Raw genomic sequence first — 16,782 nt, 5'->3', positions numbered from 1 at the left:
GGGCACCGAAGTGATAGGATTTGGCCGGCCACTCCCATGGGAGATATGGAATTGGGCTCCACCCTGTTCACGGCAGTGGGCACCTTCGTCCGGAAGAACCTCACCTGGGGCGCGCAAAGACGCTCATTCAGGACTCAAGAACTCATCGAGAAGCTCAAGGAGGGAAAGGACAGAGAAGGCAGCTTGCGCGACCTCGCGAAGCTCGGTGTGCATGCGCGCCCCGCAGGGGTCGTCGTCGTCGAGTCATTGGCCAGCGACGACTGGGAGGTAAGAGTCGCCGCGACCCTGACGCTCGGCTTCATCCAATACGCCGAGGCCACCGACGTCCTCATCTCGCAGCTCGCGGAGGTCTCCGACTGGCGGCGCGTCAGAGCCTCGGCCCGCGCTCTTGGGCGGCTCCATGCCGAGCGGGCCCTCAGGCCGCTTGAGCGCCTCGCGGTGGGGCATTGGTATCCGCCAGTGCGAGAGGCGGCCTCTCAGGCCATCCGGGTCATCCGCGGCGAGGCGTCGTATCCCGAGGAGCCATCTACCTCCGAGTTCTTCTGGCATGTGCATAGGGGCGAACGCCTGAAGGTCCCCTCCAGGCCGTTTCTCGACCTGGGCCCGGACGAGCTTCCCGCGATCTCGCTCGCGCAGCGGATCTATGCCGCCAAGGTGCTCGACACGAACGAACATCCTTGGCGGATGAAGCTGGTCAGCCAGAAGCCCCGCTGCGGCCTGCGGGTCTCAGATGGATACCTGCTGGGTGATGAGCGAGGAGAGTGGGGTGGAGAACTGGTTCACCAGCGGGACGACGCCACGGAAACGCATGTCTTCCACCGCAATGTGTGGGGCATCCATCGCCTGGGGCCACACATCATCGTCGTGACGGGACTGGCCCATCTTGGCGGCAACGAAGGGCGCTTGTACCGGGTGTTTCCCCAGGGAGAGACTTTCGGCGCGGAGTTCTGGCGCGAGCTTCCCGGTGCGCCCGAGTGTTCCGGATGGCTCTCCGATGGCCGCCTCTACATCGAGTGCCTCGGGGGAGCGGTCCTCGTCTCCCCCGAGGGAGACTTCGAGCTGGCGGAGCCCGACACGTTCCAGGCCGGGTGACACTCAGTCCCTCTTGCCACCCTTGCCCGGAGGCGACCGCGGGCGCTGGAGCGGGAAGTTCGGGTACACCTCTTCCTCGAACACCTTGCGCAGCTTCGGGAAGTTGAGCGCCCACCTCACTCCCAGCCTCCACGGCGCGAAGAGCACGCTCGGGACGCGGGGGAACAGGCCCGGCAGCCAGTCCGCGTACGCCTTCTTCATCGCGTCCACGTTGTAGTCCTCGCGAACGTCCACGCAGTACTGCGGGCCTCCATTCTCCGGCACGTGGCCGTCGAGAATCTCTCCCAGCCCGGGCGGAAGGAACGTGGTGTGCAACGTCATGCCCACGTCGAAGTTCTTGCTGCCCAGTCGGCAGATGGGCCCCTTGCTCATGTTCTCCGAGTCGAAGATCCACACCTCGTCACCGGTGGAGTTCTCGGGGAGGTCCGGCGTCGGGTCGGAGACCACCAGCGCCACGACGTAGCCCTTCCAGTACGGCACCTTCGGCAGCTTGATGCTGGGCACGAACTGCGGCGCGAAGCCGAACCAGCCCGTGGGCAACACGTAGCCGTCGAAGCGGCCCGACTTGACGTAGAACTTGAAGAAGCTCGCGGCCCGGCCTTCCTGGATGGGCAGGCCGCTCTTGTCTCCGACGATGGGCTTGTAGAGCTGGTAGACGTACTCGGGGACCATGTCCGCCGCGAACCCATCCGAGTTGAAGTAGATGGCCAGTTCGTCATCCGGGATGACCCAGTTCGGCTCCGCCCCGTCGTTGTCGTCGGGTGTGGGTGAGCGCCACTTCTGGCGCAGATAGAGCCGCAGGTTCGTCTCGAGCTCGCCGTTGACGAGGCCCGCGTTGGAGAAGACGGTGAGGCCCCAGGTGAAGTTGTCGTGCGAGTGCAGGCGCGACTCGATGCGCCGGTTGCGCATGTCGATGCGGTGCACCCCCAGCGAGCTGCGCGTCACCGGCACCGCCGTGGGCATGCCCTCCTGGTAGGCCTGCGCGCGGCGGCCATTGATGAGCAGGTCCCCCTCCTTGATGGTGTGGGACAGGTCCTCGGACGGCGAGTGTCCCGCGACCAGGGTGATGACGTCGTCCGGGTTCTCGTAGCGCGCCGCGAAGTGCAGGCCGCCCCCGCCGGACTGGAAGCGATGCGCCGGAATCCGGGGCGGGTCGTCCCGCGACAGCGTTCCGGGGGAGGGCCGCAGGTCCGAGCGCTTCACCACCCAGAACACCGCCTGCGGGTACGCGCGCTCGGAGGTGAATCTATCCACCAGTCGCTGCACGCGCGTCATCCCCGGCAGCGCCGCCTGCACCGCGATGGTCCAGAAGTTGATGGGGAAGTTGCTGTCGAGCAGCACGACGTAGTCGCGCGTGACGGCGATCTGATGGAGCGACTGCGCCACCACCGGGTTGCCCGTCGCCGCGTCCATCAGCGCCCAGTGGTGCAGCCGGTTCTCCCACGTGTCCCAGCTCGACAGGTGCGTCCAGCCTTCACCGAGCGGCCACTTGGGGGCGTGGTTGGTGAAGAAGAGGCGAGGCTTCTGCTGTGACTCGGTCTCCCGGGGAGAGATGGGCTCGGCCACTTCGGGCGCGAACGCGGGGTGCGCGGTGCTCTGGAGCAGCGGGAAGGCCCAGGGCGTGGGGATGGCGGGCTTCCACTCGCGCAGATAGCCGAGCGGCGTGTACGCCTTGAGCGTCATCGGGTGGATGGCCCACGGGCGCCCCGCGTCCGTGGTCACCAGCAACATGTTCTCACCCTCCACGAGGAACGGCGCCGTGTTGGGGGCCTCCTGCGCGCCCAGCGCGATGCTCACGTCGGAGAGCGTCGTCTCACGGAACTCGTTGAGGTAGCGGGTGATGGGGCCCCGAGAAGTCGCTCCCGCGTTCACCGGTTCCCGCGCGTAGAACGACGGCGTCTCCATGATGGCGGAGCTGAAGGTCGCCTCGGCGCCGTCGAAGTCGAGCCGCAGCACCAGCCCATCCGAGGCCAGCGCGGGCGAGCCCGCATGGACGCTGGGGCCCGCGACGAAGACATGTCCATGCAGATCCGGCGGCAGCTTGCCGGAGAGCACCGTCAGCGGCTCCTTTGAATACGGCGTCCGATCGGACGTCATCGCGTTGCGCGGCATGCCCGGGCGCACGCCCGGATGCACGACGAGGCCGGGGTAGGTGGTTCCGTCCGGCAGGTGCGGCGGCGCGGGAGCGGGCTCGTCGTCGCGGGCGGCGGCGTGGGGAAGGGGAGAAAGAGGGGGCTTGATCGCTTCGTGCATGGACGCCTCCACGGGTAGGGAGGTGCAAATCGTGTCGGGGGAACGGGGCCGGCACGCTAACACGCGCGGCCTCTCCACCTCGCATGAGCTGGCCCGTCCGCTTGGGTAGGGAGGGGCCGCGACGGGGTACCGGGTGTGGACCCCATGTGCCATCATCGCGCCGCTCGGGGCCACCAAACATGAACCAACAAGACATGTCTCAGCCACGAATCATCGGCGGGCGATACGTCCTGGAGCGGGTGCTCGGGGGCGGTGGAATGGGCACCGTCTGGGTGGCGAGAGATCCCAAGCTCCAGCGACTGGTCGCCCTCAAGCTCATGGCCAGCCACTGCGCGCCCACCCCGCACGCGCTCCGCCAGTTCGAGTGGGAAGCCCAGGCCATCGCCCGCTTCCAGAGCCCCCACGTCATCCAGGTCCACGACTGCGACCTCTCCGGCGAGGCGCCCTACATCGTCATGGAGCTGCTGGAGGGTGAAGACCTGGAAGCGCTGCTCAACCGGCGAGGAAGACTGTCGCTCGCCATGGTGGAGCGCCTGCTCACCCAGGCCGCGCGCGCGCTCACCGCCGCGCACGCCGCGGGCGTCATCCATCGCGACCTCAAGCCCGCGAACCTCTTCCTGTCCCGCAGCACCGCTGGCGAGGTGGTGAAGGTGCTCGACTTCGGGCTCGCGCTGCTGACGCAAGGCGGCGCGGCCCAGCCGCACCCGGACGAGGAGATGGCGGGCACGCCGCGCTACATGAGCCCCGAGCAGCTGCGGGGCCTGTCGCCCCGGTTGGACCACCGCTGTGACTTGTGGGCCCTGGCCGTGGTGGCCTACCGCGCGCTCACCGGCCAGCATCCGTTCCCGCTGGAGTCGCTGCGTCAGCTCCGGCTGGGCAACGTGCCTCCGGCCCCCGTGCCGCCGTCCACGCTGGTGCCCGGGCTGGGCACGGAGGTGGACGCGTTCTTCGCGCGGGCGCTCGACGTGGAGCCCTCGCGGCGCTTCCAGTCCGCGCACGAGCTGTCCTCGGACTTCATCGCGCGGATGGAGGCCGGGCGTCCGTCACGGCCGGCGAAAATCCTCGTCGTGGACGACGAGCCGGATGTCGCGGTGCTGATGGAGCAGAGCTTCCGCAAGCAGATCCGCCGCTCGGTGTACCAGTTCCTCTTCGCCTCGGACGGCGAGGAGGCGCTGGAGGAGCTGCGCCAGAATCCCGACACCGAGGTGGTGCTCTGCGACATCAACATGCCGCGCATGGACGGGCTCACCTTCCTGTCCCGCGTCGGTGAGGTGAGCTCGCTCACCCGCGTGGTCATCGTCTCGGCGTATGGCGACATGAGCAACCTGCGCACGGCGATGAACCGGGGCGCCTTCGACTTCATCACCAAGCCCATCGACTTCCCGGACATGGAGGCGACGCTCGTCAAGACGCTCAAGCACGTGCGCGAGCTGCGCCGCACGGTGCGCTACACGGAGGAGAACGGCCTGTTGCGCATGTTCGTCCCCGGCGGCGTGCTGGAGCGCATTCCCCCCATGCTGCAGGGCACCGAGGACATGGCGGGCGAGTGGGTGGAGGGCACCGTCGTCTTCATCGACGTGGACGGCTTCACGCCCGTGCTCAGCCAGCAGGCGCCTCCGGAGTCGCTGCGGCGCCTCAACGCCAACTTCGAGGCCATTGTCCCGGAGATCCTCGCGCGCGGCGGCACGGTTGACAAGTTCGTCGGGGACGCGGTGATGGCCGTGTTCCGGGGCCCCGGGCACGTGGACCAGGCGATGGAGGCGTGCCTGTCCATCCGCCGCCAGCTGGAGCTCCTGGCCACGCGCGGCGGCGTCCATGCGCCCTATGCGCACGGCGTCTGCATAGGCCTGGACTCGGGAGACCTGGTGGCCGGGAGCATCGGCGCCAAGGCGTCGGGGCGGCTCGACTACACGGTGCTGGGCGAGGTGGTGAACACGGCCGCGAAGCTCGCGGGCCTGGCGCGGCGAGGGCAGGTGCTCCTCAGCGACAGGACGCGTGCGCGGGCCAAGGAGCCCTTCGTCTACGCGCCGCTGGGAGAGCAGCTGCTGCACGGCGCCACGACGTCGCTCACCGTCTACGAGCTGCTGCGCGGCGAGGCGCCCCGGGACGTGACGCCCGAGGACTCCACGCCGTTCATCGTGTCGGAGAAGCGCGAGGACACCCGCGAGGCGAGGCTGGCGGCGCTGCCGTCCCGGTAGGAGCGGGGACGGCGGGGCGCTTCAGCTCTGCGTCACCCGCACGGTGGTGTTCATCTCCCGGCCGGTGGCCGGGTCCCTGGCGCGCATGGTGAGGATGCCTTCGATGTTCACATCGAAGGTGATCTCCACCTGCACCCCGCCGGCGCGGGCCTGCTGGATGCCGGAGAAGGTGAACTCGCCGAGCATGTCGTTGCGCACCACCACGTCGTGGTCGCCCTGGAAGATTCGCATGGCCAGCTCGGTCTGGTTGTCCATGCTGGTGGTGGCGATCAGCTGCTTGGCGTTGGGGATGGGCGCGTTGCGCGGGAAGACGACGTGGAAGGCGCCGCCGGCCTTCTCCAGGCCAATGGCCATGGGAATCACGTCCAGCAGCTGGATGCGCAGGTTGGTGTCGTCCTGGAGCGAGTGCGCGTAGAGCGCCGCGCCAATGGCCACCGCTTCGTCCGGGTGCACGCCCTTGCTGGGCGGCTTGCCGAAGAACTTCGTCAGCCGGTCCTGGACGACGGGCATGCGCGTCTGTCCGCCCACCAACATGACTTCGTCGATGTCCCGGGTCGACAGCCCCGAGTCCACCAGCACGCGCGCCACCATCTGCAGCGTGCGGTCCACGAGGTGGTTGGTGAGCTGCTCCAACATCTTCCGGGTGAACTTCATCTCGATGTTCAGGGGCTGGCCCTGGGAAGTCATCGTGATGAAGGGGATGTTGAAGGGCACCTCGTCGCGCGCGGACAAATCAATCTTGGTGCGCTCGGCCAGGTCCTTGATGCGCTGCATCGCCACCGGGTCCGTCGCCAGGTCGATGCCCGTCTTGGCCGCGAAGTCCTTGAGGACGTGGTGGATGATGGCGTTGTCGAAGTCGATGCCGCCCAGGAAGACGTCGCCGCCGGTGGCCTTCACCTCGAAGACGCGGTCCCGAATCTCGATGATGGAGACGTCGAAGGTGCCGCCGCCCAAGTCGTAGATGACGACCTTCTGCTTCAGGCCCTTGCCCACGCCGTACGCGAGCGCCGCCGCCGTGGGCTCGTTGATGATGCGCACGACGTCCAGGTCGATGAGCTTGCCGGCGTCCTTCACCGACTGACGCTGCCGGTCGTTGAAGTACGCGGGGACCGTCACCACCGCCCGTTTGATCGGCGTCTTCAGGTAGTTGGAGGCGACCTCTCGAATCTTCCCGAGAATCTTCGCGCTGACTTCCTGGAGGGTGAACTCCTTCTTGCCCACGTCCAACGTGACTTCGTTCTTCTTGCCGGGGCGCAGGTTGTACGCCACGACCTTCTTCATCGTCTCCACGACGTCGCTGCCGAACGTGCGCCCCACCAGACGCTTGGCACCGTAGACGGTGTTGCGCGGGTTGAGCTGCCACTGGCGCTTGGCCTCGTAGCCGATGAGCTCGTTCCCCTTGTCGTCAATCGCGAAGATGGAGGGGATGGTGTACTCACCGCCCTTGTAGGGGATGAGCTTCACGTTCCCGCTGTCCTCGACGATCGCCGCGCACGAGTTCGTCGTGCCGAGGTCGATGCCGATGATGGGCTCCTTGTGCATCGTGTTTGGACTCCGGGTGGGCACCGAAGAGAAGGGTTGGACCGTATCTCACCCCCGGGCCTCACGCGAGTATGCTTACACCCGGCGGGCCCGCCGCCTCCGGGCTGGCTCCTGGCAAAACCCTGGAACCCCGCACGATGTCGAGCGAAAAGTCCAACCCGGCCACTCTCTCCCCTGGTGAGCGGGCAGTGGCGCGAGCGCGTGGGCTGGATGACATGACGTCAAAGGGCCCTGGACTTCCAGCAGGCCGGGCGGAAATGTCTTGGGAGGGCCACCGGCGGCAGCGGCGCACCGGGGGCGTTACGAGCGAGAACTGACCCGTACGAGGAGAGCCACCGTGGACGCGAAGGGTTATCTGCAGGAAGTGGGCACGCAGGTGAACGCCGACTTCGTCAAGAACCGTTCGATCCTGTCCTTCGAGGAGTACCTGTCGCTCTTCATCAACGATCCGCGCGCCCAGGCGCGGAACGCGGCGCAGTACCTCCGGGACGTGATGGACCATTTCGGCACGGAGACGGTGCCGCACCCGACGGGGACGATTCGCCGCTTCAAGGTCTTCGACGCGGAGGGCAGTGACAGGGATGGCCGGGTGGCGGGGCAGGAGGAGGTGCAGAACGCCATCTACCGGGTGCTCGGCAACTTCGTGCGCGCCGGCCGCATCAACAAGCTCATCTTCCTGCATGGCCCCAACGGCAGCGCCAAGTCCACGCTCGTCAACGCGCTCAAGTCCGGCATGGAGACGTACTCCTGGCTGCCGCAGGGCGCGCTGTACCGCATCGCCTGGGTGTTCCCCTCGGAGAAGCTCATCAAGGGCTCCATCGGCTTCGGCGAGCGCACGGACAGCAACGGGGAGCTGACGACCTTCGCGCACCTGGACGCGGAGTCCATCGACCTGCGGATGCCGTGTGAGTTGAGAGACCATCCGATGTTCGCCATGCCTCCGGGCGAGCGCCGCAAGGTGCTGGAGGCGGCCCTGAAGAAGAAGGGGCTGGGGAACGGGGACGGGGAGTCGGGGGACTTCATCCTGTCCGACTACGTGCGGGACGGGGAGCTGTGCTCCAAGTGCCGCCGCATCTACACGGCGCTGCTCAACTCCTACAACGGTGACTGGCTGAAGGTGATGCGCCACGTCCAGGTGGAGCGCTTCTACGTGTCGCGCCGCTACCAGGTGGCCACGGTGACGGTGGAGCCGCAGATGAGCGTGGACGCCGTCGTCCAGCAGATCACCGCGGACCGCACCCAGCTCAACGTGCCCGCGCCGCTGCACAGCACCGTCCTCTTCGAGCCCCACGGACCGCTCGTGCACGCCAACCGCGGCCTCATCGAGTACTCGGACCTGCTCAAGCGCCCGCTGGAGGCGTTCAAGTACCTGCTGGGCTTCAGCGAGACGAGCGAGGTGCCGCTGGAGCCGTTCGTCCTCCAGTTGGACGAAGTGCTCATCGCGTCGTCCAACGAGAAGCACCTGGGCGCCTTCAAGGAGCTGCCGGACTTCGCGTCGTTCAAGGGGCGCATCGAGCTGGTGCGCGTGCCCTACCTGCGCCGCTACCGCACCGAGCAGCAGATCTACGACACGCAGGTGTCCGCGACGACGGTGGGCAAGCACGTGGCGCCGCACGCGACGGCGCTGGCCGCGATGTGGGCGGTGCTCACGCGCCTGAAGAAGCCCATTCCGGAGCGCTACCCCAGCGACGTGAAGGAGCTCATCGACCACGTCACGCCGGTGGAGAAGCTGCACCTGTACGAGGAGGGCGCGCCGCCGGACCGGCTCAGCCTGGCCAACACCAAGGAGCTGCGCAAGCTGCGCGAGGAGCTCTTCACGGAGTCGGACTCGTACCCCAACTACGAGGGGCGCATGGGCGCGAGCGCGCGCGAAATCAAGACGGCGCTGTTCAACGCCGCGCAGAACCCCGACTACAAGTGCCTCAACGGCCTGGCGGTGCTCGAGGAGCTGGAGTCCATCTGCAAGGACAAGAGCGTCTACGAGTTCCTGCTCCAGGAGGTGGTGGATGGGTACCACGACCATGAGGAGTTCGTGCGCGTCGTCGAGGCGGAGTACCTGGACCGCGTGGACACCGAGGTGCGTGAGTCCATGGGCCTGGTCTCCGAGGGCCAGTACCGCGAGCTGGTGGAGCGCTACATCCAGGGCGTCAGCCACTGGGTGCGCGGCGAGAAGATGCGCAACCGAATCACGGGCGAGATGGAGAAGCCCGACGAGCAGCGCATGCAGGAGGTGGAGGCCATTGTCATGCCGCGAGGCGAAGAGGTCTCCGAGTTCCGCCGCGGGCTCATCTCCTCCATCGGCGCGCACCGGCTGGACAACCCGGACCTGGCCATGGACTACCCGCGCATCTTCCCGGACATGTTCAAGCGCCTGAGAGACCACTACTTCGAGGAGCGCAAGCGGGTGCTGCGCAAGAACAAGGAGAACGTCCTCAAGTACCTCTCCGAGGACCGCAACCAGCTGTCGACGCGCGAGCAGACGCAGGTGCAGAGCACGCTGAAGACGATGGCGGAGCGCTACGGCTACTGCGAGTACTGCGCGAAGGACGCCATCCTGTTCTTGATGAAGAAGCGCTACGCGTGATGCGCGAGCGAGCAGGCGACCGGCCCCTGTAGGGCGTCTGCTTTCCAATGGGGACAGGGCGTGGGGAAGATGGACGTCGCAAGCGAGTTCGCAGTCTCAGCGCCGTCCTTCATCCCGGAGAGTCGATGACCCGCTTCCTCCTGGGCGCCCCCGTCGCCCTGCTCGCCCTCGCATCGTGTGCCGGTGCGTCGCCGCCTCCCGCCAGCGCTTCCGCGCCACAGGCGCCCCTGGAGGTGGTGCGGGTGTCCACGCCGGAGCCCGCGAGGCCGACGCGCAAGGAGATGGTGCGCCGCATCCTCCCGCACAACGTGCGCCTGCAAATCACGGAGGCGGACAAGGTGCGGCGCACGGCCTCCGGCGTGGTGGTGGGCTCCGAGCGGAGTGAAGACGGCGTGGTGGCCTGGGTCGTCACCAATGCGCACGCGGTGGTGATGGACGACTTGAAGTCCCCGACGCTCAACGTGCTGGTGGACCGCCGCGCGGATGTGGAGACGCACGTGGGCCAGGTGGTGGCCACCGGCCAGGTGCCGGACCTGGACCTGGCGCTCGTGAAGGTGCCGGGGCTGTCGCTGCCCGCGGTGGAGCTGGCGGACGAGGCGGAGCTGGAGCTGGGAGAGGACGTCGTCGTGGCGGCGTCGCCCTATGGCCGCGCGCTGTCCTTGTCTGGCGGCATGCTGTCCCAGGTGGAGTGGGACAGGGAGTCCCGGCGTCCGAGGATGGTGAAGACGGACGCGCCCATTGGTTATGGCGCGTCAGGCGGCGGCATCTTCAGCCTGGAGACAGGGCGACTGTTGGCCATCGTGGAGGGCTACCGCACCGCGCAGGTGGACTTCGCGGTGCGTGAGGAGAGCTACAGCTTCGACGTGCCCATGCCCGGTGAGACGTTCGCCGCGCCCAGCACCAAGGTGCGACAGTTCCTGCAAGCCAAGGGCTTCGGGCGCTTGCTGGAGCGCAGCCTGCCCGGCGAGGGAGGCGTCGCTCACGCCGCGGGGCGCTGAGCCGCCTTTTTGTCGACAGCTGTCCTGTGCGCGCTACATCTGCTCGGGCCAGGAGGCGAGCGGATGTCGGGACGTGTTTCGTGGGACCAGTACTTCATGGATATCGCCAAGCAGGTGGCGACGCGGGCCACGTGTGATCGCAAGCACGTGGGCGCCGTCATCGTCCGTGGAAGAACCATCCTGTCCACCGGCTACAACGGCTCCATCCGAGGCCTGGCGCACTGCGATGACGTGGGCCACATGATGGAGAACGGACACTGCGTGGCGACGGTGCACGCGGAGGCGAACGCCATCATCCAGTCCGCCACCAACGGCGTGGCGATTGACGGGGCGACCATCTACACGACGGCGAGCCCCTGCTGGCCCTGCTTCAAGCTGATCGCCAACGCGGGCCTCGTGCGCATCGTCTTCGGCGAGTTCTATCGGGATCCTCGCATCTTCGAGGTCGCCTCCCAGCTCAAGCTGGAGCTGGTGGGCCTGGGTGAGGGCGCGCGTCCTCCCGCGACCTCGACCTGAACGGGCTGCCGGCGAGCACCTCGGAAAACGTCACCTGCGCAACACTCAGGAGTCATCGCAAGTCGTTGACTCCACTCGGGAATTTGCCAAGTCCGGCAAGAATTACCGACCCAGGGTTGACGTTGTGGAACAGGCTCCCTAACTCTTGCCCGGCGGTGGGGTGGCGGCGGGAGAGGGAGACGAAAAACCCGAGGAGTTTCCGTTGGTTAGCTCGACGGCTGTGTCCAGTAGCGTGGTGCGTGTCCAGGAAGCGACGGATCCCGTGGTGGGCGCTGCCCGCTATGGCGCCGTGCAGACGCTGATGGACAGCCTGCTGCACGACGTCCGCAACCCCCTCAATGCGATGGCCATCCACCTGGAGGTGCTGTCGGAGAAGTTGAAGGCGGAGACCGGCCAGGTGCCGCCGTCGCAGGAGAAGAACCTCAAGGCGCTGCGCGACCAGATTCAGCGCGTGGACGGAATCTTGAGGCAGTTCTCCGACTTCATCGTTACTCGGGGTGGTACGGCGGGCGAGGTGGACTTGTCCGACGCGACGACGCGAGCGCTGGGCGTGGTGGCCCACGAAGGACGCAAGCGGCGGGCCACGGTGCAGGTGGCGGTGGAGGCGGGCGTGCTGGTGCGCCTGGCGGACACCTCGGAGCTGGGCTTCTTCGTCATCCAGGCGTTGCTGCGGGGTTTCCGGCGGGCTGAAGGCGGGGGCTCGGTGCGCGTGACGGTGCGCGCGGAGGGCTCCGTGGCGGTGCTGGAGGTGGAGGACACCGGGGGCGACAGCTCGCCCGCGCATGAGGATGCGGTGGCGGCCCTGGGGCTGCGCTGCTCGCAGTTGGGCGTGGACCTTCACGTCCGTGGTGGTTCCTGCCGACTCATCTTTCCTCGCGCTTGAGGGCTGTACCGGGCGCCAGGCTTCTCCTTCAAAGTCATCCCCCATTCGCGTCACGACGCAGCACCGGAGGTCTTCATCTTGGGTAGCGCACGAATCCTGGCCGTGGACGACGAACGCGACACGTGCGAGGCGCTGGCGGAGATGCTCAGCACCTGGGGCCACAAGGTCGAGACGGCTTTCGACGGGCACGACGCTCTGCGCAAGGCTGGCGAGTTCCGACCGGACGTCGTCCTGTCCGACCTCGCGATGCCGGAGACCGACGGCCTGTGGCTGTTGCGCAACCTGAAGGAGGAGCTGCCGGACTGTCCGGTGGTGTTCCTCACGGGCCGCGGCACCATCGACGCGGCGGTGGAGGCCATCCGCGAGGGCGCGTATGACTTCATCGTCAAGCCGCTCGACACCGCGCGCCTGAAGGTCTGCATCGACCGCGCGCTGGAGAAGAAGGAGACCTTGCGCGAGGTGCAGACGCTGCGCCGTCGCCTCAAGCAGCTGGGCTCCTCCGACCTCATCGCCCAGTCGGCGGGCATGCGCAAGGTCATCGAGCTGGTGGAGAAGGTGGCCCCGTCCAAGGCCAGCGTGTCCATCAGCGGCGAGTCCGGCACGGGCAAGGAAGTGGTGGCCCGCGCCGTCCACAACCTGTCCCTGCGCCGCGACAAGCCCTTCATCGCCATCAACTGCGCGTCCATCCCCGCCACGCTGATCGAATCGGAGATCTTCGGCCACGAGCGCGGCGCCTTCACCGGCGCGGATCAGCGCCGTCCGGGCGTGTTCGAGCTGGCCCACGGCGGCACGCTGTTCCTGGACGAACTGGGAGAGATTCCCATCGACCTGCAGGCCAAGCTGCTCCGCGTGCTGGAGGAGAGCCGTCTGCGCCGGCTGGGTGGCAAGGTGGAGCTCGAGGTGGACGTGCGCGTGCTGTGCGCCACCAACCGCGACCTGAAGCAGGAGATCAAGAACGGGCGGTTCCGCGAGGACCTCTACTTCCGCCTCAACGTGTTCCAGATCCACCTGCCGCCCCTGCGCGAGCGGCGCGAGGACGTGCCCATCCTGGTCCAGCATTTCGTGGACAAGTTCCGCGGGGACTCGGCCAAGCGCGTGTCCGGGGTGCACCCGGAGGCCATGGAGGTGCTCAAGAACTACGAGTGGCCGGGCAACATCCGCGAGCTGCGCAACGCGGTGGAGCGCGCGGTGATCCTCTGCGACGGGGAGCTCATCACCCGCGAGCACCTGCCGCCGGACATGGCGGGCAAGGGCCCGGAGCGACACACGTTCCGTCTGCCTTTTGGCCTGAGCCTGGACGCGGTGGAGCGCGAGTACATCCTGGGAAGCCTCCAGCGCAATGGCAACAACAAGGCGCGCACGGCGGAGGTGCTCGGGGTGAGCGAGAAGACGCTCTACAACAAGCTCAATCGCTATGCGGCGGAGGCGCGCACCCAGCAAGGCGGGCCCTCGCGCGACAGCGGGCCCATGGGCGGACAGGGAAGCGATGGCCCCCTGAGCGCCCACAACCTGGTCGCCCGCTGACCTGACGGGTAGGAAATCCCCTCCGGATTCCGCGCTGTTGGAGCGGCTCGGAGGGGGCGTCAAGAAGGCCTTGGCAGGAGGTGCCGAGAGGGGCCGACCCTCCGCGAAACCCCGCGTCAATTCTTGACTTTTGACCTCTGGACAAGGGATTCTGTGGTCGACTCCCACCCACAGGGATGGCCCGGCCGTACAGGTCGACGCACCGGGCAAACTCCGACGCCTTCTTCACGGCAAATCAGGAGTGTGCATCAGAGTGCCACCGGGGGGGCACAAGGAAGGCCACAACGCAATGAGCGACGCGCGAGTTCTTCACTTCTTCGGCGGCAAGGGCGGTGTCGGGAAGACCACGCTCGCGGCGGCGTACGCGTTGCGGTTGTCGGAGGAGGTCCCGAAGGAACGGGTGCTGCTCGTTTCGCTGGATCCGGTGCGCTCCCTGTCGGATCTGCTGAAGAAGAAGCTCTCCGCGAAGCCCTCGAAGCTGGTGGCGGGCAAGGGCGAGGGTGGCGTCTGGGCCCTGGAGCTGGAGCCGGCCGCGCTGCTCAAGCCGTTCCTGGCGGACTACCTGCCCGCGCTGAAGAAGGCCGCTGGCAAGGGCACCCACTTCTCCGAGGAGGAGCTGGGCTCGCTGTATCAGCAGGCCGTCCCCGGGCTGGAGGAGCTGGTGGGGCTCTTCCACGTGGTGTCGCTGCTGGAGGGTGAGGACTTCGACCGGGTGGTCGTGGACTGCTCGCCCACGAGCCACACGCTGCGCCTGTTCGATCTGCCGGTGGGGCTGCGCAAGTTCCTGGGCCTGGTGAAGGCGGGCGGCGACAAGCCGGCGGCGTCCACGGGCAAGGGCAAGAAGGCCGAAGCCGCCGCGGCGGAGCCGACCTACCTGGAAGCGCTGGGGCAGAAGGCGGAGAAGCTGCTGGGGCTGCTGAAGGACCCCGCGCGCACCGCGTTCCACCTGGTGGCGCTGGCGGAGCCGGTCCCCGAGGCGCAGACGCGCATGCTCTTCACCCAGCTGCGTGAGCGCGGGCTGCCGGTGACGGAGATCGTCGTCAACCAGGTGGAGGACCACGAGGGTTGCCCCGCGTGTCAGGGCCGCCGGGGTCTTCAGGCGCCGCACGTGCGCAAGTTCCAGGCGCTGGACAAGGCCGTGCCGGTCCACCTGCTGGGTCGTCGTGAAGTGGCGCCGCGCGGGCTGGATGGCGTGGGCCTGCTCGCCAAGGCGTGGGCGGGTGGCAAGGAGACGAAGGCGCTGGAGTTCGCCGCCGCGGAGGGCCCTCCGGCCCTGGTGCGCGCGCCGTCCATGCCGCCCATCGCCGCGCCGCCGCTGCCGCCCACCCGGCTCATCTTCTTCGTGGGGCAGGGCGGGGTGGGCAAGAGCTCCTGCGCCGCCGCCGCCGCCGTGACGCTGACGGAGAAGGAGGGGCCGGTGCTCCTCATCTCCACGGATCCGGCGCACTCGCTGTCGGACGTGCTCCAGAGCCGGCTGACGGACACCGAGACGCAGGTGAAGGGCACCAAGGGCCTGTACGCGCGCGAGCTGGACATGGCGGGTTGGTTCAACGCCCTGCGCAAGCGGCTCAAGGAGAAGGCGGAGAAGGCCTTCGAGGGCGCGCCCAAGGCGGGCAGCGAAGTGCCCGCGGATCTCCTCTACCTGCGAAATCTCCTGGAGTGCGCGCCCCCGGGCATCGACGAGCTGGCGGCGATGAGCGTGCTCACCGACGCGCTGGTGCAGGAGCGCTTCAAGCGCATCGTCGTGGACTCGTCGCCGGTGGTGAACTCCGTGCGCGTCGTCGAGCTGGCGGAGACGGCGAAGACGTGGCTGGGCGCGCTGCACACCGTGCTCAACAAGCACCGGGCCAAGGGCCTGGGCGAGCTGGCGGACGACATCGCGGGGATGATCAAGCACGCGAAGCGCTTCGAGGAGGCGCTGGCGTCTCCCACCGAGGCGCGCTTCGTCGTCGTCACGCGCGGCGAGGAGCTGGCCGCGTCCCGCACCGAGCGCGTGGTGGAGTACCTGAAGGAGCGCAAGCTCCCGGTGGAGCGCATCCTCGTCAACCGCGTGGGTCCCAAGTCCACCTGCGAGAAGTGCGAGAACCGCCGCAAGCTGGAGCTCAACGCGGCGAAGGCCATCGAGAAGAAGCTGGGTCTGCCCGTCACCATGGCGCCGGCCCTCGGCCGTCACCCGGCCGGGCTCCGCGAGCTGAAGGCGTTCCGGACGGCGTGGTACGCGCTGTCTCCGCCCGCCGCGAAGATCAAGGCTGCCTGAAAGAGCGAGGTGGGGGCCCCGCCATGATGCTGGTGGCCTCCCACCTGTAGACGCCCGCCGAGGCCCGCTCCCGTCCGCCCCCGCTGGCACCTTGGCCCTCTCACCCGAGCGGGCCAAGCACTCATCTCCAGGCGTCCGTGTAGGCGTGCGAGGCCCGTCATTCCGAGTGGTGGCTGGTCAGCACTCGGGCGCGGTACGGCTCACGCGTCGCACTCCGAGGGCGCGTCGGTGAACGTTCCGAGCTTGGGGAAGGTGAGCGCTCCGGCCTCCGTGAGCGTTCCCGTGACAGGGGCCTCTCCCTTGAGGCGCAGCTCCACCTGGCGGCCCTTCACCGAGTACGTGCCTCCCAGCTCGATTCGCTGGGCCTGGCCGCTTGCGTCCACGGTGCGCGTGCGGAGGACGACTTTTCCTCGGGGGCGGAAGCTCAGCGCCTGGGTGCTCCCGTAGACGCCGACGCCCGGGCCGTACCAGGACACGGCGCGCAGCAGGAAGGGCACGTCCGCCTCGCGCTCCGGGATGCGCCCCTGCAGCCGTTGCCAGCCCAGCGTGTCGCGGATGCCGTCGAAGTCCGTGTCCTGGCGGGCGCGGGCCAGCCGGCGCGCGTCCAGCCGCACCGCCTGGGAGAGGTGCTCGACGATGACGTCCCGGTGGGCGCCGTACTCGCACACCTGGCCCTTCTTGCGCAGGACGCCCAGCGTGGCGGCGGCGTTGTAGCGGGGCAGGGCGTACGCCGGGTCCTCCTTGGCGGACGCCTGGAACTTCTCCAGCGCCTCCGGGTAGCGGCCGGCCTGGTACAGGCGGAAGCCCTCCGTGTTGAGGGCCTTGGCCGAGGGGGGCGCCGGTGGGGCCGGAGGGGTGGTCAGCGCCAGGACGAGCAGCGGCAGGGCAAGAAACATGGCGCTCCGAATGGGACAGAAGGTGTCCGGCAGCGTGAC

General features: G+C 68.0%; 11 protein-coding genes. 8 read left to right on the top strand and 3 right to left on the bottom strand.

Annotation, left to right across the window (positions count from 1 at the left end):
* Window positions 1-45 precede the first annotated feature (45 nt).
* A complete protein-coding gene (locus tag LZ199_RS14280; protein WP_253994237.1) occupies window positions 46-1,092 on the top strand; it encodes a HEAT repeat domain-containing protein in 1,047 nt (348 codons plus the stop codon).
* Window positions 1,093-1,095: 3 nt separating this feature from the next.
* On the opposite strand, the gene LZ199_RS14275 is transcribed toward LZ199_RS14280, so the two are convergent.
* On the bottom strand, window positions 1,096-3,345 hold the full coding sequence (locus LZ199_RS14275) for a carotenoid oxygenase family protein (protein WP_253994236.1): 2,250 nt from the start codon (window positions 3,343-3,345) through the stop codon (window positions 1,096-1,098).
* A gap of 194 nt (window positions 3,346-3,539) precedes the next feature.
* Here LZ199_RS14275 and LZ199_RS14270 point away from each other — a divergent pair, with 194 nt between their 5' ends.
* The gene (locus LZ199_RS14270; RefSeq protein WP_253994235.1) at window positions 3,540-5,543 is read left to right on the top strand and encodes a protein kinase domain-containing protein; all 2,004 of its coding nucleotides are present in this window, start codon (window positions 3,540-3,542) and stop codon (window positions 5,541-5,543) included.
* A gap of 21 nt (window positions 5,544-5,564) precedes the next feature.
* Here LZ199_RS14270 and LZ199_RS14265 read toward each other — a convergent pair whose 3' ends face one another.
* Window positions 5,565-7,085: an Hsp70 family protein gene (locus LZ199_RS14265; RefSeq protein ID WP_253994234.1), complete on the bottom strand. Its 1,521-nt coding sequence runs from the start codon at window positions 7,083-7,085 to the stop codon at window positions 5,565-5,567.
* Between the two features lie 337 nt (window positions 7,086-7,422).
* Here LZ199_RS14265 and LZ199_RS14260 point away from each other — a divergent pair, with 337 nt between their 5' ends.
* From LZ199_RS14260 to LZ199_RS14235, 6 genes are all read left to right on the top strand, one after another.
* Window positions 7,423-9,669, top strand: a complete 2,247-nt coding sequence (locus LZ199_RS14260) for a PrkA family serine protein kinase (protein WP_253994233.1) — start codon at window positions 7,423-7,425, stop codon at window positions 9,667-9,669.
* A 125-nt stretch (window positions 9,670-9,794) separates the two neighbouring features.
* On the top strand, window positions 9,795-10,667 hold the full coding sequence (locus LZ199_RS14255; protein ID WP_253994232.1) for a S1 family peptidase: 873 nt from the start codon (window positions 9,795-9,797) through the stop codon (window positions 10,665-10,667).
* A gap of 63 nt (window positions 10,668-10,730) precedes the next feature.
* Entirely contained in the window at window positions 10,731-11,183 is a 453-nt protein-coding gene (locus tag LZ199_RS14250) for a deoxycytidylate deaminase (protein WP_163864698.1), read from the top strand.
* Between the two features lie 262 nt (window positions 11,184-11,445).
* Window positions 11,446-12,066 carry a sensor histidine kinase gene (locus LZ199_RS14245; protein WP_253994231.1) on the top strand — a complete coding sequence of 207 codons (621 nt, stop codon included), beginning with the start codon at window positions 11,446-11,448 and terminating at the stop codon, window positions 12,064-12,066.
* A 78-nt stretch (window positions 12,067-12,144) separates the two neighbouring features.
* Window positions 12,145-13,590 (top strand): enhancer binding protein Nla6, encoded by a 1,446-nt coding sequence (gene nla6 / locus LZ199_RS14240; protein WP_253994230.1) that lies wholly within the window; start codon window positions 12,145-12,147, stop codon window positions 13,588-13,590.
* A gap of 289 nt (window positions 13,591-13,879) precedes the next feature.
* Window positions 13,880-15,847, top strand: a complete 1,968-nt coding sequence (locus LZ199_RS14235) for an ArsA family ATPase (protein WP_253994229.1) — start codon at window positions 13,880-13,882, stop codon at window positions 15,845-15,847.
* 200 nt (window positions 15,848-16,047) lie between these two features.
* Here the strand turns inward: LZ199_RS14235 and LZ199_RS14230 are convergent, their stop codons facing one another.
* The gene (locus LZ199_RS14230) at window positions 16,048-16,743 is read right to left on the bottom strand and encodes a tetratricopeptide repeat protein (RefSeq protein WP_253994228.1); all 696 of its coding nucleotides are present in this window, start codon (window positions 16,741-16,743) and stop codon (window positions 16,048-16,050) included.
* Between the last annotated feature and the right edge of the window lie 39 nt (window positions 16,744-16,782).

The sequence above is a fragment of the Myxococcus qinghaiensis genome, from assembly GCF_024198215.1.
Classification (GTDB): Bacteria; Myxococcota; Myxococcia; order Myxococcales; family Myxococcaceae; genus Myxococcus; species Myxococcus qinghaiensis.
The sequence above is the reverse complement of the archived record's forward strand: the minus strand, read 5'-3'. Positions and strand labels throughout refer to the sequence as shown.

What these genes read in the sequence shown, in the direction of transcription:
- LZ199_RS14250 (WP_163864698.1), top strand. Translation starts at nt 10,731, where the DNA reads ATGTCGGGACGTGTTTCGTGGGACCAGTACTTCATGGATATCGCCAAG.
- LZ199_RS14275 (WP_253994236.1), bottom strand. Translation starts at nt 3,345, where the DNA reads ATGCACGAAGCGATCAAGCCCCCTCTTTCTCCCCTTCCCCACGCCGCC.
- LZ199_RS14265 (WP_253994234.1), bottom strand. Translation starts at nt 7,085, where the DNA reads ATGCACAAGGAGCCCATCATCGGCATCGACCTCGGCACGACGAACTCG.
- LZ199_RS14270 (WP_253994235.1), top strand. Translation starts at nt 3,540, where the DNA reads ATGTCTCAGCCACGAATCATCGGCGGGCGATACGTCCTGGAGCGGGTG.
- LZ199_RS14230 (WP_253994228.1), bottom strand. Translation starts at nt 16,743, where the DNA reads ATGTTTCTTGCCCTGCCGCTGCTCGTCCTGGCGCTGACCACCCCTCCG.
- LZ199_RS14280 (WP_253994237.1), top strand. Translation starts at nt 46, where the DNA reads ATGGAATTGGGCTCCACCCTGTTCACGGCAGTGGGCACCTTCGTCCGG.
- LZ199_RS14235 (WP_253994229.1), top strand. Translation starts at nt 13,880, where the DNA reads ATGAGCGACGCGCGAGTTCTTCACTTCTTCGGCGGCAAGGGCGGTGTC.
- LZ199_RS14255 (WP_253994232.1), top strand. Translation starts at nt 9,795, where the DNA reads ATGACCCGCTTCCTCCTGGGCGCCCCCGTCGCCCTGCTCGCCCTCGCA.